The organism is Microcoleus sp. Pol12B3, assembly GCF_036701355.1.
Taxonomy (GTDB): Bacteria; Cyanobacteriota; Cyanobacteriia; order Cyanobacteriales; family Microcoleaceae; genus Microcoleus.
On record NZ_JAUBQS010000002.1, the window covers coordinates 93,363 to 117,256 of the forward strand.

The window sequence follows — 23,894 nt, forward strand, 5'->3', positions numbered from 1 at the left end:
GTTTGACTATGCCCGATGCCCAATTCCCAATTCCCTAAACCTGAGATTTGTGCACCACCACGGGTGTTCCCACCGAGGCCCATTCAAATAGCCATTTAGCGTGATTGACAGCTACATTTGTGCAGCCGTGAGTAACGGGATTGCCAAACAAATTGTGCCAGTAAGCGCCGTGAATTGCATTGCCGCCGTCGTAATACATTGTATAGGGAACGTCCGGCACGTCGTAGTCCGGTCCAGTCATTCTAGTAACGCGGTATTTGGTTTCAACGGCAAAGGTTCCCGTGCGGGTTGGAGTCGATGATTTGCCGCTGGAAATAACCACCGCGTAAACAGGTATATTTCCTTCCCAAGCTATTAACCTTTGTCTTGACAAATCTATTTCAATCCAGCGTTCGCTGGATTGCTGCAACTGCATAATTTTATTGGCAATTATGTTGTGCTGTTCGCCGGCAATTACAGGAATTGAACCGCCGCAGAATACAGCAAAACTGAGAGCGAAGCCGGCACAGAAAGTTCCAGCGCGACGGAAGTAAGTTGAGTTAATAATCCTGTTCATTTCTCACACCTCGTACTATTTTAGATTTTAGGTTTTAGATTTTAGATTGGCTTGTCCTATTGTAGATTTTAGATTTGAAATGTTGGATTGGGAAAGTGGACTTAACAAGTTGTTAAGTTTTGGGCGAGAGTTCGGGCAATTGCGGCGATCGCGCGCCAATCGCGATTTTCCACTAAGTGTTTAGGAAATAAGTCTCCGGCTAAACCAACGGCGATCGCCCCGGCGTCAATAAATACTTTCGCGTTTTCCAGCGTCACCCCGCCAGTGGGAATTAAAGGAATGTTTCCCAGGGGGCCTTGCAGGCTTTTCAGGTAAGCCGCGCCTCCCAAAGCCGATATCGGAAACACTTTAACGCAGGTAGCGCCTGCTTGCCACGCGGTCACAATTTCCGTAGGAGAAAAAGCACCCGGGACGATCGGCACTCCGGCATCAACTGCTGTTTTAATCATAGTTAAATCGGTGTGCGGCGTAAATAGAAATTGAGCGCCGCAGTCTATTGCTTGTTGCAACTCTTCTAAGTTTAATAAAGTGCCGGTGCCAATACTAAAAGTAGGGAATTCAGACCGGAGTTCGGCAATTAATTCAGCGACTTTGTGGGTGTTCCAAGTAATTTCAATAAACTGGATTCCGCCTGCTGCTACCGCTGATGCCATCTGCCAAGCAAGTTCCTTTTCTGAGGAACGGATGACTGCGATCGCCCGGTGTTTTTTTAGTAGTGTCAACCAAGATTGATGATTCATGCTAACTGATTTTGCCCCCAGATAATTCAATAAAGTTCAGATCGGAAGACCGAGCGGTTGAAACCGCATCTATACAAACAAAACCCACCTCCGTGGGTTTCCGAGGGGGGGTTAAAATTGCGTTATTTTCTTTACACCACAGGCGAGTGGACTGCGTTTGACTTGCTAGCTAGAGTAAGTAAAGCCTCAGCATCGCTCGGTTGTGCCATCCATATTACCGCCATTTGCATAACCTCGCTCTACCCGTTGTAATGAGCAACAACTTTAACCACTTTTCCGGTTGAACTGACTTCCATAAACTCACCTGCCTTCGTGCCTTTTTGGTTGATGTAGTAAAGGACAACACTGGAAACTCCCCACATCACATCAAGCAACTCAAACTTGAGGTCAGGATAAACTTCCAGCCCCTTTTTGAAGTAGTTTCGTAGCGCTTCTTTGCCTGTCACTGTTCCAGATGGTTCATTTAGCAGTTGCGCTGCGACAGGCGATATCAGAATTAGATCTTCTGCGTAATGGGACATGATGCGATCGAGGTTATGAGTATTCCAAGCTTCTACCCAATCAAGTGCAAGTTCACGCGCTCTATCTTCTGTGACGATCATGGTTTGCTACTCCAATGCTTTTTTTCGCTGCTTCCTGTGTGTCCACAAAAAAATTGGGGCGATTCCAGACAATCCCAGAATCACCCCAATTATCGATTTCAAATTTTAGATTAAATCTAAAATCCCAAATCTCAATTGTAAAATCGATTAGGCGATCGTCGCCATTTTCACATCGCTATTAGCTAACAAATTTTGCAATTCATCAGCATCCACAGTTTCCTTTTCAACTAGCATATCTGCCAAAGCATTAAGGACGTGGCGGTTGCCGACGAGTACATCTTTAGCGCGGCGGTAAGCTTGCTCTACCAACAAACGCACTTCATCGTCGATCGTGGCTGCGGTTTCTTCAGAGAAATCCCGTTCGGCCATAATATCGCGACCCATGAACATATTGCCTTGTTGGCGACCTAGAGCTACAGGGCCTAGCCGATCGCTCATTCCGAAGCGAGTCACCATTTGGCGCGCTACTCTTGCCACTTGCTGCAAGTCGTTCGACGCACCGGTTGTTACTTCTTCTTCGCCGAAGACAATCTCTTCAGCAATGCGGCCGCCCAAAGCTACCGCCATTTGATTTTGCAAGTAAGACCGAGAATACAAGCCAGAATCCATCCGATCTTCGCTAGGTGTGAACCAAGTCAAACCGCCAGCGCGGCCGCGGGGGATAATGCTAATTTTCTGCACGGGGTCATAGTCGGGCATCAGCGCACCGACTAAAGCGTGACCGGCTTCGTGGTAAGCTACCAAAGTTTTGCGCTTTTCGCTCATCACGCGGTCTTTCTTTTCCGGGCCAGCGAGCACGCGGTCGATCGCATCGTTGACTTCATCCATCGAGACTTCTGTCAAGTTGCGGCGGGCGGCTAAAATTGCTGCTTCGTTGAGTAGGTTGGACAAATCCGCACCGGTGAAACCGGGTGTCCGGCGGGCGATTTTTTCCAAGTCCACGTCTTTCGACAAAGTTTTGCCGCGGGCGTGAACGTTGAGAATTTCCAGGCGGCCTCCGAAGTCGGGGCGATCGACTACAACTTGGCGATCGAAGCGACCCGGACGCAGCAGCGCCGCATCGAGCACGTCGGGGCGGTTCGTGGCAGCAATCAAAATGATGCCAGTATTGCCCTCAAAGCCGTCCATTTCGGTCAGCAACTGGTTCAGGGTTTGTTCCCGTTCGTCGTTACCACCGCCCAAACCAGCGCCCCGCTGGCGGCCTACCGCGTCAATTTCATCGATAAATACGATGCAAGGAGCGTTAGATTTAGCTTGTTCAAACAAGTCGCGGACGCGGGAAGCACCGACACCCACGAACATTTCCACAAATTCTGAACCGGAAATCGAGAAGAAGGGAACGCCGGCTTCTCCAGCCACTGCTTTTGCCAGCAGGGTTTTGCCTGTTCCGGGAGGGCCGACCAGCAGCACGCCTTTGGGGATTTTTGCTCCGACTGCGGTGAAGCGGTCTGCATTTTTCAGGAAGTCCACGACTTCTGCGAGCTCTAGCTTGGCTTGTTCGATGCCTGCCACGTCGCCGAAAGTCACCTGAGTTTGCGGCTCCATTTGGACTCTAGCTTTGGATTTGCCGAAGTTCATGGCTTGGTTGCCGGGCCCGTTTTGGGCGCGCCGCACCAGGAAAAACAGTCCGACCAAAAGCAGAATCGGGAAGAACAGGCTGCTGAGGGCTTTTACCCAGAAGCCTTCGTCGCTTTGGGGCAGAACTGAAATATCTACGTTATTTTTGGTCAGGATGTTGATCAGTTCGGGGTCGTTCGGCAGGTTAACGAGTACCTTGTTGCCGTCCTGGGCTGTGACCAGGGCTTTGCTGCGATCGGAACTGATATTTATTTTGTCTACTCTCTTGCCTTCGACTTCCTGAATGAATTGACTGTACTTCCAAACTTCGCGGCTTGGGGGCTGTTTGTCAAAAAAAGCCGTTGCTAAGGCAATGACTACAATAGCCAGCAGTGCGTACAGGCCAGCGTTTCTCCACCGTTTATTCACCGAGGTCGATCCTCCTAATTTTTAGTCCCTGTGATTTGGGAATTTTTATTTATGTTCATCAATCTTAACGTAATTGTAACTTGTTTTTGTGTGGTGGGGAATCCCGGCCCTGCTGTGGCGGTCTGAGGTCGCGGGAACGGAACTGCCCTGCGCGGCGTCAGGAGATTCGGGTGTTGTCCTAATTTTTGCGTTTCCTCATACACTATAAGACAGAATTTGTCAATATTTTCAAAAGTGGTGGCGATCGCGTTAATCCCTTTTTCGGTTAAATAGCCATGCAGAAACCGGGTTTGTTGACGGAAATACTGCACTTGAGTCTTTAATTGGAGTGAAAAATCCGGTTTCTTTGGTAGTGACGCGTAAGTTCTCTTAAACTCTTAAGTAAGGTAAAGTAGGACTGACCCAGAAACCAAGTGCGTTTACCAAAAATCGTCATTTACCTCAATAGTCTGAGTTCAAAACCAGCTTGATTTCGTAACTAAATTTAACTTCAAGGTTTTTTTTAGAAAACGCATTCCCAGATTAATAACACAATGAATTAAGGAGAACATTTGATCATGACTTCAGAAATTAATCAAATCATTCCCGCAGAAATTAAGTACGATCAATTTTATCAGGCTATTAAACAAATAGCGAAAGAAGAAGATATCCAAACCATTTTAGAAATAGGGTCATCTTCCGGTGAGGGAAGTACAGAAGCATTTGTCACAGGAATTAGACAAAATCCCCATCATCCTCAACTTTTTTGCATGGAAATTTCCCAGGCAAGATTTACCGCATTACAAAACAGATATGCTAAGGACGGCTTTGTAAAATGTTATAATGTTTCATCAGTAGGAATTAATAAGTTTGCTCGAGAAAAAGAAGTTATTGATTTTTATAATTCTTACCCAACTGCACTGAACCAATACCCCCTACAACAAGTTTTAGAGTGGCTCAGACAAGACCTAAAATATCTCCAAGATTCTAGAGTATCTCAGGCAGGGATTAAGCAAATAAAATCAGAAAATAAAATCATTTTTTTTGATGTTGTCTTAATAGATGGTTCGGAATTTACCGGGGAAGCTGAATTAGATGAAGTCTATGGGGCTAAATTTATATTGCTAGATGATATTAATACCTTTAAAAACCATAAAAATTACCATAGGCTTCTCAAAGATCCTAATTATAAACTCTTATTGCATAATCTTCATCTGCGAAATGGTTATGCCATTTTCCAGCAAGAAAAATTTGCGTTTAATGAAGAACAAATCGAACAACGGCTTGTACAAAGATTAGTTCGTCAAGGGATGACAGTTTTCGATATTGGAGCAAATATTGGTAACTATTCTCTTTTGTTTAGTAATTTAGTCGGACGTGAAGGAAAAGTATATTCATTTGAGCCGACTTCAACTACTTTTAATACACTTAAACGACGCACAGAAAATAATCAGAATGTTTTCGCGTTTCAGAATGCAGTATTTTCCGAGAATAAACTGATTGAATTTAATGAATTTCCTGATGAGTTTTCGGTTTGGAACAGCATCGGCAGACCGCAGATGGAAAATCCCGAAAATCCCCAGGAATATGTACCTATTGTAAAAAGCGAAACCGTTAGCGCGATTACAGTTGATTCATTTTGTCAAAAACATAATATTGAGAAAATTGATTACTTAAAAATCGATGTAGAAGGAGCTGAAAGTGATGTTCTTAATGGTTGCATGAATCTTTTAGCAAGAAAAGCAATTGAGTTTATTCAGTTTGAAATCTCTCAAAAAATGTTAGAGGGAATGCAGCACACCGCCAAAGAAACTTTTGATTTACTCATGGCTAATGGTTATGAGTGTCATTGTATAGAAAAAACGGGTGCGATTGGTGGAGCAGTTGTCAACTCTAAGGCTTTCTATGAAAATTATATTGCGTTTCCATCACTTCCCCTTCATTTCTTTACCATCGTTCTCAATGGTGAACCGTTCATCCGTTATCATATTGATGTCTTGAAAAAATTACCCTTTCGATGGCACTGGCATATTGTCGAGGGGGTGGCAGATTTAAAACATGATACGGCTTGGAGTGTCAATCTGGGCGGTAACATTTCTGATGATGTTCATCGCGACGGACGCAGCCTGGATGGGACTACCGAATATTTAGATGAACTGGCTCGTCTTTATCCCCAAAATATTAGCATTTATCGTAAGCCAGAAGGCGAATTTTGGGAAGGGAAACGAGAAATGATAAATGCTCCTCTTTCCCGGATTTCTGAAGAGTGTTTATTGTGGCAAATTGATGTAGATGAGCTCTGGACTTTTGAGCAGATTTGCCAAACTCGACAGATGTTTATTGAACATCCTGAAAAAACAGCGGCTTTTTATTGGTGTTGGTATTTTGTTGGGGAAAATTTAGTTATTAGCACTCGTAATTGTTATGCAAATAATCCTCAATATGAATGGCTACGCACTTGGCGTTTTAAACCGGGCATGGTATGGGCAACCCATGAACCGCCCAGATTAGCGGAACCCTTACCTAACGGTAAATGGCGTGATATCGCGTTTGTTAATCCTTTTCGACATCAAGAAACCGAAAAAGAGGGGTTGGTTTTCCAACATTTTGCCTACGTTACCCCGAATCAATTGCGCTTTAAAGAGCAATATTATGGTTATAAAAATGCGACTTCCCAATGGTTAAATCTGCAACAACAGACTCAATTTCCTGTGTTATTGCGTCAATACTTTGATTGGGTTAATGATGAGAGTCAAGTCAATAGCGCGATCGCCTGTGGAGTCGAACCCATTGCACAACGAGATATTAGTACAAAAGCTTGGCAATTTAAAACAGTTTCTCCTTTACCTGCACTTGCTGTTAACCCTAGTCAAAAATATCCGACAATTCTCATTGATGGTGTATTTTTTCAACATAATAATACAGGTATTGCTCGCGTTTGGAAATCCCTATGGCAAGAATGGGCAAATACGAACTTTGCTCAACATATTATCATTTTAGATCGTAACGGAACTGCTCCAAAAATTCCAGGTCTTCGTTATCGTACTATTCCCCTTTACGATTATGGTAATACCGATCGCGATCGCGCGATGCTCCAACAAATCTGCGATGAAGAAAAAGCCGATTTATTTATTTCTACTTATTATACAACCCCTTTGTCAACGCGATCGGTATTCATGGCCTACGACATGATTCCAGAGTTGATGGGGCAAAATATTGGTCATTCGGAGTGGAGAGAAAAGCATTGCGGTATCCGCCACGCCTCGGCATACATCACCATTTCGGAAAATACAGCCCGCGATTTAATTAAGATTTTTCCGCAGATTTATTCAAATTCTGTCGCTGTAGCGCACTGCGGAATAGATGCCAATTTTTCGCCAGCCGATAGAGAAGAAATTTTAGGCTTTAAGTCAAAATACAGCATTACCAAGCCCTATTTTCTTTTGATAGGCGAAAGGGTAGGCTGGCATGGTTACAAGAACGGGACATTATTCTTCAAAGCCTTTTCTCAACTTGCCAACAAGTTTGACTTTGATATAGTCTGTGCAGGTGGCAAACCTGTATTAGAACCAGAGCTGAAATTGTACTGTCCTGGGAATACTGTCCACACGCTACAACTAAGCGACAGCGAACTGAGAACTGCTTACTCTGGTGCTTCAGTGTTAGTTTATCCGTCGAAATATGAAGGCTTTGGGTTGCCAGTCCTTGAGGCAATGGCTTGCGGTTGTCCAGTCATCACCTGTCCAAACGGTTCGATTCCAGAAGTAGCAGGACAAGCAGCGGTTTATGTGGACGGGGATGATGTTATTGGGCTTGTCAATGCTTTGGGGGAAATACAGAAGCCCGCTGTCCGCAACTCATTAATTGCGGCGGGGTTAGAGCAAGCTAAGAAGTTTTCCTGGTCAAAAATGGCTGCAATTGTTAGCTCAGTTTTGGTTCAAGTAGCTGAGCGCGCACATGAGAATGCTGCAGTTCAACAGCCAACTGATGCAGCATTGCAGGCGGAATTAGGGAATGGTGAGAACTCCCAGCCTGTCCCGTCGGCTTTTAAAGTATCTGCGATCGTTTCTACTTACAATTCCGAAAAATTTATCCGCGGCTGCTTGCAGGACTTGATAGAGCAAACGCTGTACAAACAAGGCCAACTCGAAATCATAGTAATTGACAGCGGTTCCCAAGAAAACGAACAGTCTGTTGTGCGGGAATTTCAAGCGAAATATCCGAATATTGTGTACGATCGCACTTCGGATCGCGAGACATTATATGCAGCCTGGAATCGAGGTATTAAGATGTCGCGCGGAGATTACATGACTAATGCTAATACCGATGACAGACACCGCCCCGATGCCCTAGAAATTATGGCGAAATACTTGGACGAAAACGCAGAAGTAAGTCTGGTTTATGCCGATCAATTAATTACCAACACAGTTAACGATACTTTTGCCACAACCCAAGCCGAAAAGCGCTGGAGTTGGCCAGCCTTTGACTACAGCGAACTCGAACGGCGCTGCATTATTGGCCCCCAGCCGATGTGGAAAAAATCGCTGCACGAAAAATACGGCTATTTCCGAACAGAGTATACGGCGGCTGGCGATTATGAATTTTGGCTGCGGATTGGCAAAACCGAAAATATTGTGCACTTGCCAGAAATTCTCGGCTTGTACTGCGAAAATCCACAAGGTTTGGAACATTCATCGCCAATATCGCAGCAAGAAACTCGGCAAATATGGGATGAATATGGAATCGCCCGCCGAGGTGTAAAACCAGCCACTACATTACCTGTTTCAATCTCTCCATCACAGCTAAATGCCATGCCCTACCGCACCTCCGCAGAAACACTCGTCAGCGTAATCATTCCCTGCTATAACCATGCAACTTTACTCAGAGAAGCTGTTGAAAGTGTTGTCAGTCAAACTTATTCAAACTGGGAGTGCATAATTGTCAATGATGGCAGCACGGATGATACCAGCAACTTCGGAAAATATTTAATTAAACTGTATCCTCAAAAATCGCTTCGCCTCATAGATAAACCCAACACCGGGCCGGCTGATTCGAGAAATCTTGGCGTTGAGCAGTCGTCAGGAAAGTTTATTTTATTCCTAGATGCTGATGATAAACTTCATCCCAAATTTATAGAGGAGTGCGTCAAAATTTTATTAGCAAAACCGAATGTTGGTTTTGTCTATACAGATGTGCAGCACTTCGGAGCCAACTGCGATTTAGTTGTTCACGGTGACTTTGATGCCAATCGGTTTTTGAGAGACAATCAAGCCCCCGCTACTTCCCTATTTAGAAGGGAGATTTACGAGCAAGTAGGCGGCTTGAAAAAAGTTATGAAGCTGGGATGCGAAGATTGGGAATTTTGGGTTTCTGCCTATGAAAAAGGCTGGTTAGGCGATCGATTACCTAAGCCTTATCTCTATTACAGACAGCACGGCGACGGCTCTAGCAGAACCCAAAAAATGGCATGCGATCGCCCAAAATTAGACTTAATGAGAGCCACACTTATTCACCTCCACTCTCAACTTTACAAACCCGAAGAAGTGCGTTGGTCACAGCAGATTTTGCAGCAACACGGCAATTTAATAGCTAATGAGTTAGTTGAATTTAGCAAACCCGAACAATTTTTAACTTTGCTGTCCCAATATGTGGGAGAGTATCAAAAAGACCAAGCTAATGAAGTAAACCTCGCTAACATCCGCCAATCCCGCCAGCAACTTGCCAATTATTGGCTGAATCTGCCCGCAGAACAACTGGCAAATGCCTATGGCGGTGATGCAGGTAAGGCGCATCAGCTACTGCTCAAAAGTAACATCAAAGATGAAGCGCTGACAGATGCCGAAAAGAGTGTTATCGATCGCCTAACAGCACATCTCTCCCAGGGAATTAAAACTCCCAAAGATATTAACTACCTACTGGCAGCCGCCCTCTATCGTCGTGCAGATCAGTTACTGCTGAAGTATGAAAGTGCAGCTATACCTAATTGGTTTGTCAGCGACTATCTCAAATTTATGTTTGCTGCGCCTACTCTCTTTCAAGAAATAGGAGAGGCTGACAATTATTGCCAGTATGTCCAGGGATGGGTCAGTTATTTGCATAGCAATATCTTCAAGAACCAAAACTCACAAGTGTGGCAGGATATCGCTTGGTTTTTCACTCAAAGTGCTAACTTTATTCCTCTGTACTTCAATAGTAAAAATCTCAAGGATATCTACACAAAGCGGGCAGATATTATTGAATATGCCGTGAAAAATCGTGGGGCTGCGATTGATTGCATTTTTCCGGCTCGACCTGCGAACAGACCGAAAATTCGCCTCGGTGTCCTGACTAAACATTTTGGGGCGATGACGGAAACTTTCGCCACGTTACCCGCTTTTGAATATCTGAATCGAGAGCAATTTGAAATTATTTTATACGCTCTCAATCTCGACGGGAATAAACTAGAACAGTATTGTCAGAGTCGCGCTGACAGACTGGTTAAACTGCCGAATGACTTGCCAATTCAAGTTCAGACAATCCGCGCTGATGACTTAGATATTCTGCTGATTGCTACCAATATTACTGCGGTTACTCATCCGATTAGTTTACTAGCATTGCATCGATTGGCGCGGGTACAAACTACCTGTTTTAATTCTCCCGTTACCACAGGAATTCGACACGTTGACTATTACATTGCTGGTAAGTTGATGGAACCTGCACCTGAAGGACAGGAGCATTATCGCGAGGAATTAGCAACTATTGATGGGCCTGGCTGCTGTTTTAGCTATACCCTCGAACCTTACACTCCTAACATTAATTTCACCAGAAATAGTATCGGCATTGCCGAGGAATCGGTTGTCTTTATTTCGAGTGCTAATTTGTATAAGCTACTGCCGGAGTTAAGGGAAACATGGGCAAAGATTATTGCTGCTGTTCCTAATTCGGTGCTGTTTTTAATGCCCTTCGGCCCTAGCTGGACTAATCATTATCCTGGGGGGGCTTTTGTAAATAATATGAAAGCCGTTTTTGCTAAGTATGGCATTGAGAGTAATCGTTTGCAGGTGTTGAAGAGTTTTCCTAACCGTGCGGATGTTAAAGAAGTTTTGAAGTTGGGGGATGTTTATTTGGATTCCTATCCCTATGCGGGCACTACTTCTCTTGTAGATCCGTTAGAGGTGGGACTTCCAACAGTGGTTAGGGATGGCGATACTTTGCGATCGAGAATGGGGGCGGCGGTGGTACGATCGCTCTCTATGCCAGATTTAATTGCCAATAGTGAAGCATCTTACATTCAGCTAGCCGTTAGTCTGGGCACTAACCGGCAATTGCGGCAGCAAAAACGGCAGGAAATTCAGCAAAAAATGCAAGCTAACCCGGCTTGTTTTGACAGTGTGGCATACTCTGGGGCGATCGGCAAATTATTCCAAGAACTCTTTGGCAAATGGCAAACCAACCACCTGGAAGCATCCCGCAGCTTACAGGATAGCATTCCCAAACAGGCAGATTTGGGCGAGATGCTCTCGAAAAACGTCCAGCTTTACCAAAGAAACTCATCAAACATCTCAGCAATATCCGAACTGCGTCAAATCCGCAAACAAATCGCTGATTTTTGGCTGAACGTTCCCACCGAAAATCTCGAAACCGCCTACAGAAGTGCTTCAGGTAACAGCTATCAAATCCTGCTCAAGAGCGGTTTCCAACGTCAACCGATGATCGAAAGCGAACAAATATTTTTGCAGCAATTAACCCAGATTAGCAAAGGATTAGTGCATCCCAAAGCTGTCAACGCCTTGCTTGCTGCGATGCTGTATTTCCCGCCGGGAACCATGCGAATTCCCGACGCTCGCAACCGTTTGCCACACTGGTTGATTGGGGATTACGAACAAGTTTTTGAGAGTGACTCCGCTGTCAAGTCTGAGTCAACTTCTGACTTGCTAGCTCAATACATTCAATCCCCGCAATTTGCAAATCAACTGTTAGGATGCGTCAATCTTTACCGCATCGATCCGTCTGACGAATCGGTAGTTTTGGAACTCCGCCAAATCAGAAAACAAATGGCTGATTTTTGGCTGACTGTTCCTTCAGATAAACTAGAAAATTTTTATCGAGGAGAAGTTCGCAAGGGATATAAATCAATACTCGGATGTGGCTTGCAAGCAGAAGCAATGACTGAAGCAGAACAAAAATTTTTGCAGCAATTGACCGACATTAGTAAAGGGTTGGTGCAGCCTCAAGCTATCAATGCTCTGCTGGGGGCGATGCTGTATTTTGTACCAGGTAAAATGCAGGTTCCCGATGCTCGCACCCGCTTGCCGCAGTGGTTGGTTGAAGATTACGAAAAGGTGTTTGAAAGCGCATTTACGACAACAGAACAACCACTTGTCAAACAAGATTATCTGCCGCAGTTTCTCAATCAATTAACTGCTGCGGTCAATCTCTATGAAATCGACCCAACGGATGAATTAGTGATAGCAGATTTGCGGCATATTCGCAAGCAAATTGCCGATTTGTGGCTGAGTGTTTCCGGCGAACAACTGGAACTTTTGTACCGGAGCGATTTTGGCAAGGGCTACAAAGCAATGTTGGGCTGCGGGTTTATTAACGAGCCGCTGCATGAGAGCGATCGCGAGTTTTTTAACTCGTTGGTTGTTGAGTTGAGTAAAGGGTTTGGAGCGCCTAAAGCTGTAAATAATTTGTTGGCGGCGATGCTGTATTGTCGCGCTGGACAGTTGCGGGTTCAGGATGCGAACACTTGTTTGCCTCCGTGGTTGTTGGCGGATTACGAGCAGTTTGTTGGGGGTGCGATCGAGCTTGCTGTGAAGTAAACGGATATCGCGCTGGGCGGGCAGCGGCTCGCCCAGCGCGATCGATTAGTTAGGGAGTTGAAACTTGATTTGGATTAGAAAAGGCATTAGCAACAGCTACGTATTCTTGAACAAGGTCTGCTAACTCTGTAAACGACATTGTGACTTCGCTTGCACAAATACCATTGTTGGAAATCCAAACATGGTGTAAATTTCCTTCAGGTATAGTTGACGGTTCAAGATGTTTGCTAACATTGTAAAGTCTATTAAGCTTTTGAAGAGGGCTACCGTCTCGTGTTTTAAACAAATTCGTTTCCTTTGACTCTCTCTTTTTTCCTAGTTGTCTCCAAAAATCGTAAGCCTGATATAATTGTGTAACAGCTATTTCAAAATGAGAAAGCGCTTGAAAATATAAAGATGTGTTCTTTTTGCTCTCATTTAAATATAAAAGCAGTAGAGTACGACCATTTTGATACTCAACTAAAGCCATTTGTACGCGACGGATGATTCCAAAAATATAAGGTTTTTCCTCCGTTTTAATAGGAGATGTGAATATAGAATTAAGGATAAAGTTATGAATCAAATCTCCTACCTCAGCGGAGTGATCTCCTAGATCGGGAGCATTACACTCAGACAATGCTGAAATTTCCTGAGCGAAGAAGTTATCTAAGCCATAGGCTGTAAAAGGCATAATTTGTGACTTAATGACGACTTCTCAAGTCTAACGTCTGCTAAAAAGCTCAGCTTATGGACAACCGAACCCATCGGGTAGTATTTACTACACTACTCTTACCTTAGAACTAGACAAGTCTGAAAAGGGATATCTAACTAAAATTATGTCATTTTTAGAGGAGCTGGGCATAGACATCATCCTCAGTATTTTCCCAAACTGTATCTAATGATGTTTGACTGGCTTCAAGCCAAAACTCAGCTTCTTCATCAGGTAAAACTGTTACTAATACTTTTGCCCCTTCGGGTAATTCTGATAACTCCAGCAGTTCAATTTTCCCTTGTCGAACAGTAGCCCAAAGTGTTTTTAGCATATCGACCTCATAAACTGTGCTTTATGCAATTTGCAGATTTATGTTAGGTTTTCGCACTGAGCGACTAATTACAACCTCACACATCGATTGAGGAAGTATTTAAGCCTGATTTAGGATCAATTCAACACAAGTTCTGGATGTTGTGGCTCAAATAAGGGGCGAGTTACCTGACGCAGTAGCACTGTTTCTAAACTGCCTTCTACCACATTTTCTGCTTCTATTTCTAACTCGCCCCACAATAGCCGATCGCCTTGATTTGGCATTTTACCCAAATTGTGAATCACGAATCCGGCGATTGTTTGGTAAGCTTGGTTAGTCGGCAGATTTAACCCAAGTTTTTCGTTAACTGCTGTCACTTCCCATAGGCCAGAAATTAGTGCCGAATGAGCATCTTTTTGAACGAGAGTTGCTTCGGAAGGTAACAGCAGGGGTTGAGACTCTTTACTGGTAATCCAATCAGTCAGCAGCCGCACGGTACCGTTGAGAATTGCTAGCAGCGGCCACAGTAATTTTGAGCAGAGTTCCAGGGCAGGCATCAGCAGCAAAGCGGTGCGTTCTGGGGCGTGGGTTGCTAATACTTTGGGAATGAGTTCTCCTAAGACTATTTCTACGTAAGTTACTAAGATAAAAGCTGCGGGAACTGCGATCGAATGAGCAGTCAGCACGGCCGACCAATGACCGATCGGCAATTTGTCGATCCACGGTTCGATCCAGTGTACAGTCGCTCCCTCACCCAACCAACCCAACAGCAAACTCCCTGCTGTTGTGCCAGTTTGAGTCACAGACAGGTAATGCGGTATGTTGTTTTGAGCTTGGTGGACGAGTTCGGCGGTTTTGGCGGTTGGGCGATCGTCCAAGTGGGCGAGTTGGCGGATTTGATGGCGATCGGCTGATACTAATGCTAGTTCTGACGCCACAAAAAAGGCGATTAAAAGTGTTAAGCCCACCAACATTGCTAATCTCAGCGTTGTTTGAGCGACTTCTATTTCCAGGCAAGTAAGGTTGTTCAAGATAGATATCTAATATGATAGAGGTTTGAGGTTAATTGTTTTATTTTAGCTTGGGATTTAGATAGGTTTATCCCCCGATATTTCGGATATCCCCACTACCCTTATTCGTAGGTACGCCGAGGAGGCGCACCTTACCCGTAGAACTTGTAAACTCTTTCTCTTCTCTTATCCTCCTTCGCCATAATAGGGCTAAGGCGAGTTTCATCGGTTCGTTCCAAACCATCCAATTCACAAAACCGGAACTCATTGCTGTATCAACTCTCCCTTACTCCCCGGAGTGAGTTCATTTCCGTAAACGTTTGCACCGGATCGGACTTCAAGCCGCCTTGAATGTAATTCAACTTCACTTCTTCCAACAAATCCGACAGCAGCGACTGCAATTCCCCGAGAGTTTTCTCATCTTGCAATTCCCGCCGCAAACTTTGATTAAATTCTTGGCTGAAATTATCGATAATTTTTCTACCTTTATCATCTTCGTAAGTAGTAGATACCACATCCACAGCAGTTTGAGCCAAATAATTCGCTAGCTGTTCCGTCATCTCCGTCGGCAAAATGTTAATCGGAGAGAAAGTTTGCAGGATTTGATAAAAATCCGACTGTTTGATTGTTGTTTCCAAATTGTGATGCAGCAATTCTTCCAAATCCGGTTGCACCTGTGGCAAAACTTTGTAAATTGTCAGATCCAAAATCCGCTTGGTAATTTGTTCGATCGTATTTTCCTGATTGACGTGAAGGTACGGCTGCTGCGCCAGCAACATCTGTGCCGCGTCGCCCTGTTTGATGGAAGTTTTAGCTTGATTGATAAACCGCACCATCATGTATTCCGACATCGTATTGGCTAAATAAGCCACCGGTTCATAGGTAACTTGAGCAACTACGCGATCGAGATTCACCAAACCCGACTTGTGAAGCCGCACCAATACCGGCAGAATCCGCCACCCCTGCCAAATCGGTATCACCAGAAACACCTCGTACCAGCGCCTCAGCACAAAATCAAACCAAGTTACCCCCGGTTTGCGGCGGGTGTGGAACAGACTTTTAATCAAAAATTCCGCCCCAAAAAAACCGATAAACAACGCATCAATTCGCCAAAACTGGTCAGCGCTTTTCAAATATTCTGGATTTTGTAAACTTGAATCAATGCCTTTAATCGGGTCATAAATTTTAACTAAACCTGGAAAATAGCTCTGATAAACAGGCCGCAACTGAAGGTAACTGAAATGGAAAAGTACGAGCAAAAAATTGACCACCGCTACTAGGGCGCTCAATTTTGCCCAAGAAATTGCTTTTTTGGACAATGTTATATCGGTGGTATTAACAGTTGTGTTGGAATCAGACATAAAAGTAATCTTCCGAATTTGCTAATCGATAAATCTATCTTGTGGCTGAGGCTAAAAAACTCTTAACCTATTAAGATCCCTTGGACGATAAGTATAAGGAAACCAAAGACCGTGAACTTAAAAACAGTCATATCGCTGCTCAAACAAACTTTTACTGAATGGCAAGAAGATAAAGCCCCAACCTTAGCCGCCGCCCTAGCCTATTACACAGTCTTCTCCCTCGCCCCGTTGCTAATTATCGTAATTGCGATCGCCGGTTTAGTCTTTGGTGCAGACGCAGCCCAAGGTCAAATCGTCGCCCAACTCCAAAGTTTAATCGGTAAAGATGGCGCCGAAACCGTCCAAGAACTGATCCTCAAAGCCTCCGAACCGAAGTCGGGAATGATTGCTACTTTAGTAGGTATCGCTACACTTTTGTGGGGCGCTTCCAACGTGTTTACTAATCTCAAAGAAGCCCTCAATACTATTTGGAATGTTTCACCGCCTCCCGGACGAGGAATCTGGGGATTTCTGCAAGACCGCATATTGTCTTTTGCAATGATTTTAGGCATAGGCTTTCTACTGCTAGTATCTTTAGTAATTAGTGCCATTTTAGCCGCCGTTAGCTATTGGTTGAACGGCTTGCTGCAATTACCAATCAACATTTGGCAGATTGTGGACTTTGCTATCTCCTTTGGCGTAGTTACGCTGCTTTTTGCGTTAATTTACAAACTTTTGCCCGATGTCAATCTTGCCTGGAATGATGTGTGGATCGGCGCCGCCATCACCTCAGTGCTGTTTACGATCGGCAAATCCCTAATTGGAGTTTACCTCGGAGGTAGCGGTATTGCCTCTACCTACGGTGCTGCGGGATCGTTCGTAATTATCCTGCTTTGGATTAATTATTCCGCTCAAATTCTCTTCTTAGGTGCCGAGTTTACCCAAGTTTGGGCTAACCGATACGGATCTCTAATGCCAGGTTCGCGAAAGAATATCCTAAACAGCGAAAACGGTGAATCCTCCGCACGCAAACATCGGAAGAACTCTTAAGATTAGACAAACCGGAAATTAGAAGTTAAACTCGCACTCCTGGTTTGACATAAGAAGCCACAAGCAACAAGCAAGAAGGAAGGCCGAAGGCGGAAGGAAAGAAAAATTTTGAATGCAATAATTTTGCTTTTTTTTCGCTGGCCCTGTAACATTCGGTCTTCGGGACAACCGACTTCTGCTTTGGATAAAGCTTTACTTATTTATCCAGAGGGGTAAAACTATACCTTCGACAGATCTGGCATCTCTAGCAGCAAGCTAAAAGCAGGCTCTAGTTAGAGATGGCTAGAAGGTGCGAGTTTGACACAGGCAATAATACGGAAAATTCCCTTCACCCTCGTTCATTTCCATTTAGATTATCTAGATTTTTAGCTGCTCCACGTCTCTGTCAGCAGAAGGAAGTCGTATGTAAATTTTTCCCTGCAACTTATCCCTGAAGGATGATTTATCGATCCCGCATTTTGACTTTAATACAAATTAGCTAGAAGATTCCAGTCCCGGCGCAGCAGCCAAAATGGCACTTTCAATCTTCTCCTAAAAATTTTTAAATTTTCGGTAAAAAAGCATGAATTCCTTAACTAAAAAACGCATCGCTCTCATTTCCGTACACGGTGATCCCGCTGTAGAAATTGGCAAAGAAGAAGCGGGCGGGCAAAATGTTTACGTGCGTCAAGTAGGAGAAGCTTTGGCTAAACAGGGGTGGCAAGTTGATATGTTCACCCGCTTATCCGATCGCCAACAAGCAAGAATTGTACAGCACAGTCCCAATTGCCGGACAATTAGGCTAGTAGCAGGGCCACAAGAATTTATTCCCCGCGATGAACTTTATGGATATTTGCCAATCTTTGTTCAAGAATTTCACAAATTTCAGTTAGAGTCAGGCTTTCAATATCCCTTAGTTCACACAAATTACTGGCTGTCTTCTTGGGTGGGAATGGAGTTGAAAAAATCGCAACCTCTGCTGCAAGTTCACACTTACCATTCTTTGGCAGCAATTAAATACAAGTCGGTTTCGACAATTCCGATGATTGCCAAAACCAGGCTGCAAGTAGAAAAAACACTTTTGGAAACAGCCGATCGCGTAGTGGCTACCAGTCCCCAAGAAAAAGAACACATGAGGTCTCTGGTTTCCTCAAAAGGCAATATTGACATCATTCCCTGCGGTACCGACACTGAAAGGTTCGGCTCGATCGCCCGATCGACGGCCCGCCGCCACTTGGGCATAGCCCCCGAAACCAAAGTCGTGTTGTACGTCGGCCGTTTCGACCCCCGCAAGGGCATAGAAACCTTAGTCCGCGCCGTTAGTCTGTCGGCGGTGCCCAAAGCCGATTTAAACCTCATAATGGGCGGCGGGTGGCGTGAGGGGGAAAGCGACAGTAAAGAGCGCGATCGTATCGGCAGCATCGTTGAAGAACTCGGTCTGAGCGACATTACCAGTTTTCCCGGCGCCTTGAGCCGAGACATTCTCCCCGCCTATTACGCAGCCGCCGATGTGTGCGTCGTTCCCAGCCACTACGAACCCTTCGGTTTAGTCGCCATTGAAGCGATGGCCTGCGGCACGCCAGTAGTCGCCTCCGACGTGGGAGGGCTGAAATATACTGTAGTGCCGCAAGAAACAGGTTTGCTTGCGCCGCCGAAAAATGAAGCAGCCTTTGCCGATGCGATCGATCGCTTGTTAGTTGACTCAGTATGGCGTCAGCAACTCGGACACACAGGCCGCCAGCACGTCGAAACCTATTTCAGTTGGGACGGTATCGCCTCTCAACTGGGTCAACTTTACACTCAACTGCTCGAACAATCGGTCATTCAGCTTGACCCGGTGAGCGCTTAGTAGTATCACTTAGTATGGTTGAAGCCAGTTTCCCTTGCTCCCTGTTTCACTCATCCGTTCTCACTGGGAACCTTCAACTAGAAGTGATATCAGGAGGTACTCTTGTACGCGCCAGAACATCTGGGAAGCCATCTGCAACCCATTTCAGACATCGAGCTAATTCGCCTCTGGGTGGAGCAAAAATCCCCCCGCAGCAAGCGCTTTAGCTGGCAGGCGGCCAACCGTTTTCGGCTGTTTGTAGAAAAACCGCTGGCAGAAGTGACTCTAACTGATGTCGAGACTTTCGCTGCAGCAATGAGATCTCGAAAACTTGCACCCGGTTTTTACAAGCAAACCTTGCTAGCGCTGAAATCGCTGTTCGCCTTCGGCCAGCAAACGGGAATCTTGCCCGCAGTCCTCCCCCTGCACGGGTGGCCTGTGCGGCAGCGCAGGCAACTGTCCAAACGCCTCCGTTTTAAACTTTCATGGAGTTTGTGCATCTGTTTATGCTTTTTTTTGGGTCGAATTACCCCGAGACTGTGGGGGCAATCGGTCTCGGCAGAAAGCTCGCCCACCCCGAAACGTCTGCCGGAAGTTGCGGCCCTCGATTCACCAGACCTCAGAGAGGATAACATCGAGCGCGATCGTAAATCGGAAACTGCAACCCTCAATTCACCAGAGCCCATACAGGATAACAGACTCGATAGCATCGGCCCGGAACGTCGAGTAAAAGCCTTTCTCGACACAATTGCCGCCGCCGAAGGAACCGCTAGCGCCGACGGCTACCGCACTCAGTACACCGGCACGAAATTTGTCAGCTTTAAAGATCATCCTAGGGAAATGAGGTGCGGCCGCCGCTATGGCAAAAAACTATGTTCCGACGCAGCAGGGCGATATCAGTTTCTCAGCACCACTTGGGACAGATTTGCCAAAAAATTTAGCATCAGCGATTTCAGCCCGCAAAATCAAGACCTTGTAGCTGTAGAGTTAATCCGAGAAAAAGGTGCATTAGAAGATATAGAAGCGGGTCGATTGGAGCCAGCAGTCAGAAAACTCGCTTACATCTGGCCTTCTTTTCGGCGTTATGGCGGTTCCGTGGAATCGTCGATGCCCAAACTCGAAGCAATGTACCTGCAAAATTTGGGGATTGACCGCCCAGGATTGGTTGTTAGCAATTAGTGAATAGTCCTCGGACGAGTTTAGATTGGGGTTTGGCAATTTTGGATTAAATTTTGACATCCAAAATTGAAAATGAGGGAGTTATGGGTGATGTCTATTCTTCGGAAATTTAAAAATTAGGCTAATTTTCCATCTTCCATGTGAAGGATGCGATCGGCAATATCCAAAATTCGGTTATCGTGGGTTACTAACAAAATAGTACAACCCTGTTCTTTGGCTAATTGCTGCATCAAATTCACCACTTCGCGACCGGATTTGCTGTCCAGGGCGGCTGTTGGTTCGTCCGCTAAAACAATTTGCGGTTGGCTGACCAAAGCGCGGGCGATCGCAATTCTTTGTTTCTGTCCTCCCGACAAGTCATCTGGATAATAGTTAATCCGCTGTTCCAGTCCTACTAACTTTAGCATTTTTGCAGAGCGATCGCGCATTTGAGAACGCGACAAATTGCCGTGAACTTCCAAACCCATTTGCACGTTTTGCAGCGCCGTCAAACTGCGGTGTAAATTATGCGCCTGAAAAATATAGCCAATTTTGCGTCGCGCCTTTACCAATTGGTCCGCACTCGCTTTGCACATTTCTTGACCGAGAATTTGGAGACTTCCCGATTGACCGGATCTCAATCCGCCAATCAAAGTTAAAAGCGTAGTTTTTCCAGAACCAGAAGGCCCCGTCATCAGCACGATTTCACCTGCTTTAATTTCGAGATTAATGTCAAAAAGTACCTGTTTTCGCAGTTGACCTTGACCGAAGTAGTGGTCGAGGTGGTGCGCGGAAATTACAGGTGCAGGAATCTGTAATGCGTTGGTTGTTGGGTAGAGAGTAGTAGAATTCATATGTTATTGGTTTGAGGTTGGAGATTTAATTAAGACACAAGGTTGCCTAAATCTTTGATTAAGAGGGAAACCGCAGATGAACGCAGATGAAGGCAGATGGATTTCAAGATTGGTAAATTTTTCACTTCAAGTCTAATAAACCGCTTTTGTCGCCAAAAAGGCAGAGGAAAAAGAAGAGAAAGATTGCAAAAATATGTTTTTAGTCAGGGCTTTAGTCTTTCATACTCTCTGATTCATTTTCCCTTAAAACATATCTGCTGGATCGGCTGCTTGCAGTTTACGAGTGGCAATTGCTCCTGAAATAGTGCACATAATCACGTTCAAAATTAACACTGCAACTGCTCGAATCAGCGTCATGTACAGGGGTAAATTTGTAGCTTTGCGAGTTAAAGAGTAGAGTCCGAAAGAGACTCCTACTCCTGGCAAAAAACCGAGGACGGAAAGAATTAGAGCTTCTTCAAAAACGATACCGAGTAAATAAACATTGCGGTAGCCCATTGCTTTGAAAGTAGCGTATTCTCCCATGTGGTCGCTGACATCGGTTGAGAGAACTTGATAAACAATAATTACACCAACGACAAAACCCATCGCGACGCCTAAGTTAAATACAAAGCCGATCGCAGTATTCTTAGCCCAATAGTTTTTCTCAAAATCGATAAATTCTTGTTTGGTTAATACCTTGACATCCGGCGGTAAATATGCTTTTAAAACTTGTTGAACTTCCACGGGGTCAGCACCCGGTTGCAGTTGAATTAATCCGGCATTAACACTGGCGGCGTTTTGTCTGGGAAACAGGCGCAGGTAATTTTGATCGCTAGTCATCAAAATACCGTCGGCGGCAAAAGATGCTCCAACTGTGAATAAACCGCTGACGTTAATCGTGCGCCGCTCTACCTCAGCTTTAACGACTTTTCCTCGATCGATTTGCGCGATCGTTCCTTGGTAATCTCCCCTAGAAGCTCGATCGAACAGCACAGTATCCGGCAATTTAATCGCGCTCAAATTTTGGTTAACTTCTGGAAGCGCAAACGCAGGGTGATTCGGATTGAAACCGACCACCATCAGCGACGTTTCGCGTCGAGTTTCGGGATTTTTCCAGTTAGCAATTTTCACGTAAAGCGGCTCGGCTGATTTCACGCCCGGTACGTTCATTGCTTGATACAATCTGCGCCTGGGGAAGGAAGACAAATTAATCAAGTTTCGCGCTTGTGGGTGAATCAAAACTAAGTCTGTTTGCAAGGTTTGGTGCAGGCGCGTATTGCTGGTGTAAAGCGCATTTTGGAAGCCTAACTGCATGAACATCAAAACGTCAGCAAAGGCAATTCCTGCGACTGCAACGGCCATTCGGCCTTTGTCGTGACTCAGTTGCAGCCATCCGAGGGAAGTTCTGCGTCTTAACTGTTGTAAGGGTTTTATGAGTCCAATCATAGGATTTTAGATTTTAGATTTTGGATTTTGGATTGAAGAAAGCGACCCTGGGGTTTAAGTCTTCTTAATCTTTAATTTCCCCGATCGCCACTTTGACTTGCAAATTGGTTAATCCCGCTACTTTCTGGCTGGAAGCTTCATCTAAGCGCACTTTTACTTCCACAATTCGACCATCAATATTCGCAGAAGGATCGGTGTTAACAATGTTTTGCCGCTGCACTTGCAAACCAATATGTTCGACAGTTCCCCGCAATTCGCCGATCAAAGCATCGCTAGTAATTTTGGCGGTTTGTCCGAGGCGTACTTTGTCCACATCGCTTTCGTAGATTTCCGCAACAGCCAGCATCTCGCGAGTTTGTCCGAGTTCGACAATGCCGTCGTTTCCCACCCTTTCCCCCGGATGCGTGTGAATTTTCAGGACTTGGGCGTCTCTGGGAGCACGGATGTAAGCTAGATCCAGATTGGCTTTGGCTTGTTTGGCTGCTGAAGTGGCGGAACTGACTTCGGCGGCGGCTGCTGCTATGTCAACCGGACGCACTTCGGCGATGCGATCGAGATTTGCAGCAGCTTCATTAATCTGCTGCTGTCGGGATTGCTGAATTTGGCTGAGTTTGGCTTGGGCTTCGTTAATTTGCTGTTGGCGGGATTCCTGAATTTGGTTGAGTTTGGCTTGGGCTTCGTTAATCTGCTGTTGGCGGGATTCCTGAATTTGATTCAGTTTTGCCTTTCCTTCGTTGAGTTGCTGTTGGGCTGTTTCGGCTGCGAGGCTTTTGCTGTCGCTAGTTGAGGCGGAAATTGCTCCCTGTTCATACAGTTGGGAGTAGCGCCGATCTTCGCTTATGGCGTTGCGGAGTTCGGCTTGTAGACGGGCAATTGCGGCTTGTTGGGTTTGAATTTCACCTTGTTGTTCGGCCCTGATGCGGGCAATTGTGGCTTGTTGCGCTGCAATTTCGGTGCTGCGATCGATTTCTAGACGGGCAACGATCGCCTGTTGCGCTGCGATCTCGTTGCTGCGATCGGCGGATAAACGGCTAATAGTCGCTTTCTGGGCTTGGATTTCGCCGTTTTTGGCTCCTGCTTTCACTTTTGCTAGGTTTGCCTCAGCGACGCGCACCTGTTCTTGAGCTTGGTCGAGGGCGGCTTGCTGGCGATCGCGGCTGTCCAAAATTGCGATCGTCTGACCTGTTTTCACCCTGTCTCCCTCTTTTACCAACAGTCGATCGATCCGGTTTCCTTCCGTGGCACCGGAGGCGGAGACTTTAATTACTTCTCCCCTGGGTTCGAGTCGCCCCAAGGCTGTAACTGTCGTTAATTGGGATGCCGCCACGGATGCTGCTGCAGCTACTGCGTTGGGATCGGGTATGCGCGATCGCCAGATCGTGTAGCCTGTGGTTCCCCCTGCCGCCAGGGTTGCTAGTGCTGCCACAACTAGGAGTTGTTTAACTAGGGATGGAGTTGAGGATAAGCCGTCTGCTGTTGGTTGGTGTACCATGACATACCTCTTTTTGATAAATAAAACTAAACGGTTTAGTTCTGATGTGTTTTAATACTAAACCGTTCAGTATAATGATGTCAAGAG

General features: G+C 45.4%; 15 protein-coding genes. 4 read left to right on the forward strand and 11 right to left on the reverse strand.

Features of this window, described 5'->3' with window-relative positions:
- Positions 1-34: 34 nt before the first annotated feature.
- The 4 genes from QUA53_RS01490 to ftsH3 form a co-directional block, all read right to left on the reverse strand.
- On the reverse strand, positions 35-556 hold the full coding sequence (locus QUA53_RS01490) for a L,D-transpeptidase (protein WP_333094497.1): 522 nt from the start codon (positions 554-556) through the stop codon (positions 35-37).
- Between the two features lie 101 nt (positions 557-657).
- Entirely contained in the window at positions 658-1,296 is a 639-nt protein-coding gene (locus QUA53_RS01495) for a bifunctional 4-hydroxy-2-oxoglutarate aldolase/2-dehydro-3-deoxy-phosphogluconate aldolase (RefSeq protein WP_333094499.1), read from the reverse strand.
- 239 nt (positions 1,297-1,535) lie between these two features.
- Positions 1,536-1,898 carry a nuclear transport factor 2 family protein gene (locus tag QUA53_RS01500; protein ID WP_333094501.1) on the reverse strand — a complete coding sequence of 121 codons (363 nt, stop codon included), beginning with the start codon at positions 1,896-1,898 and terminating at the stop codon, positions 1,536-1,538.
- Between the two features lie 147 nt (positions 1,899-2,045).
- On the reverse strand, positions 2,046-3,884 hold the full coding sequence (gene ftsH3 / locus QUA53_RS01505) for an ATP-dependent zinc metalloprotease FtsH3 (protein WP_006633639.1): 1,839 nt from the start codon (positions 3,882-3,884) through the stop codon (positions 2,046-2,048).
- 557 nt (positions 3,885-4,441) lie between these two features.
- Here ftsH3 and QUA53_RS01510 point away from each other — a divergent pair.
- Positions 4,442-12,667, forward strand: coding sequence for an FkbM family methyltransferase (locus tag QUA53_RS01510; protein WP_333094505.1), 8,226 nt, complete (start codon positions 4,442-4,444; stop codon positions 12,665-12,667).
- Positions 12,668-12,716: 49 nt separating this feature from the next.
- Here the strand turns inward: QUA53_RS01510 and QUA53_RS01515 are convergent, their stop codons facing one another.
- The 4 genes from QUA53_RS01515 to QUA53_RS01530 form a co-directional block, all read right to left on the reverse strand.
- Positions 12,717-13,337 (reverse strand): hypothetical protein, encoded by a 621-nt coding sequence (locus tag QUA53_RS01515; RefSeq protein WP_333094506.1) that lies wholly within the window; start codon positions 13,335-13,337, stop codon positions 12,717-12,719.
- A 154-nt stretch (positions 13,338-13,491) separates the two neighbouring features.
- Positions 13,492-13,689, reverse strand: coding sequence for a hypothetical protein (locus QUA53_RS01520; protein WP_333094507.1), 198 nt, complete (start codon positions 13,687-13,689; stop codon positions 13,492-13,494).
- Between the two features lie 116 nt (positions 13,690-13,805).
- Complete coding sequence (locus tag QUA53_RS01525) at positions 13,806-14,699, reverse strand: CNNM domain-containing protein (RefSeq protein WP_333094508.1); 894 nt, start codon at positions 14,697-14,699, stop codon at positions 13,806-13,808.
- 254 nt (positions 14,700-14,953) lie between these two features.
- A complete protein-coding gene (locus QUA53_RS01530; protein ID WP_333094510.1) occupies positions 14,954-16,039 on the reverse strand; it encodes a hypothetical protein in 1,086 nt (361 codons plus the stop codon).
- Positions 16,040-16,150: 111 nt separating this feature from the next.
- Between QUA53_RS01530 and QUA53_RS01535 the strand changes: the two genes are divergently transcribed.
- From QUA53_RS01535 to QUA53_RS01545, 3 genes are all read left to right on the forward strand, one after another.
- On the forward strand, positions 16,151-17,068 hold the full coding sequence (locus QUA53_RS01535; RefSeq protein WP_333094511.1) for a YihY/virulence factor BrkB family protein: 918 nt from the start codon (positions 16,151-16,153) through the stop codon (positions 17,066-17,068).
- A 562-nt stretch (positions 17,069-17,630) separates the two neighbouring features.
- Positions 17,631-18,896 carry a glycosyltransferase family 1 protein gene (locus QUA53_RS01540; RefSeq protein ID WP_333094512.1) on the forward strand — a complete coding sequence of 422 codons (1,266 nt, stop codon included), beginning with the start codon at positions 17,631-17,633 and terminating at the stop codon, positions 18,894-18,896.
- A gap of 102 nt (positions 18,897-18,998) precedes the next feature.
- Positions 18,999-20,054, forward strand: a complete 1,056-nt coding sequence (locus QUA53_RS01545; protein WP_333094513.1) for a glycoside hydrolase family 104 protein — start codon at positions 18,999-19,001, stop codon at positions 20,052-20,054.
- A 116-nt stretch (positions 20,055-20,170) separates the two neighbouring features.
- On the opposite strand, the gene QUA53_RS01550 is transcribed toward QUA53_RS01545, so the two are convergent.
- From QUA53_RS01550 to QUA53_RS01560, 3 genes are all read right to left on the reverse strand, one after another.
- The gene (locus QUA53_RS01550; protein WP_333094514.1) at positions 20,171-20,887 is read right to left on the reverse strand and encodes a DevA family ABC transporter ATP-binding protein; all 717 of its coding nucleotides are present in this window, start codon (positions 20,885-20,887) and stop codon (positions 20,171-20,173) included.
- Positions 20,888-21,130: 243 nt separating this feature from the next.
- Positions 21,131-22,315: an ABC transporter permease DevC gene (gene devC, locus QUA53_RS01555; RefSeq protein WP_333094515.1), complete on the reverse strand. Its 1,185-nt coding sequence runs from the start codon at positions 22,313-22,315 to the stop codon at positions 21,131-21,133.
- 64 nt (positions 22,316-22,379) lie between these two features.
- Positions 22,380-23,807, reverse strand: coding sequence for an HlyD family efflux transporter periplasmic adaptor subunit (locus tag QUA53_RS01560; protein WP_333094517.1), 1,428 nt, complete (start codon positions 23,805-23,807; stop codon positions 22,380-22,382).
- Between the last annotated feature and the right edge of the window lie 87 nt (positions 23,808-23,894).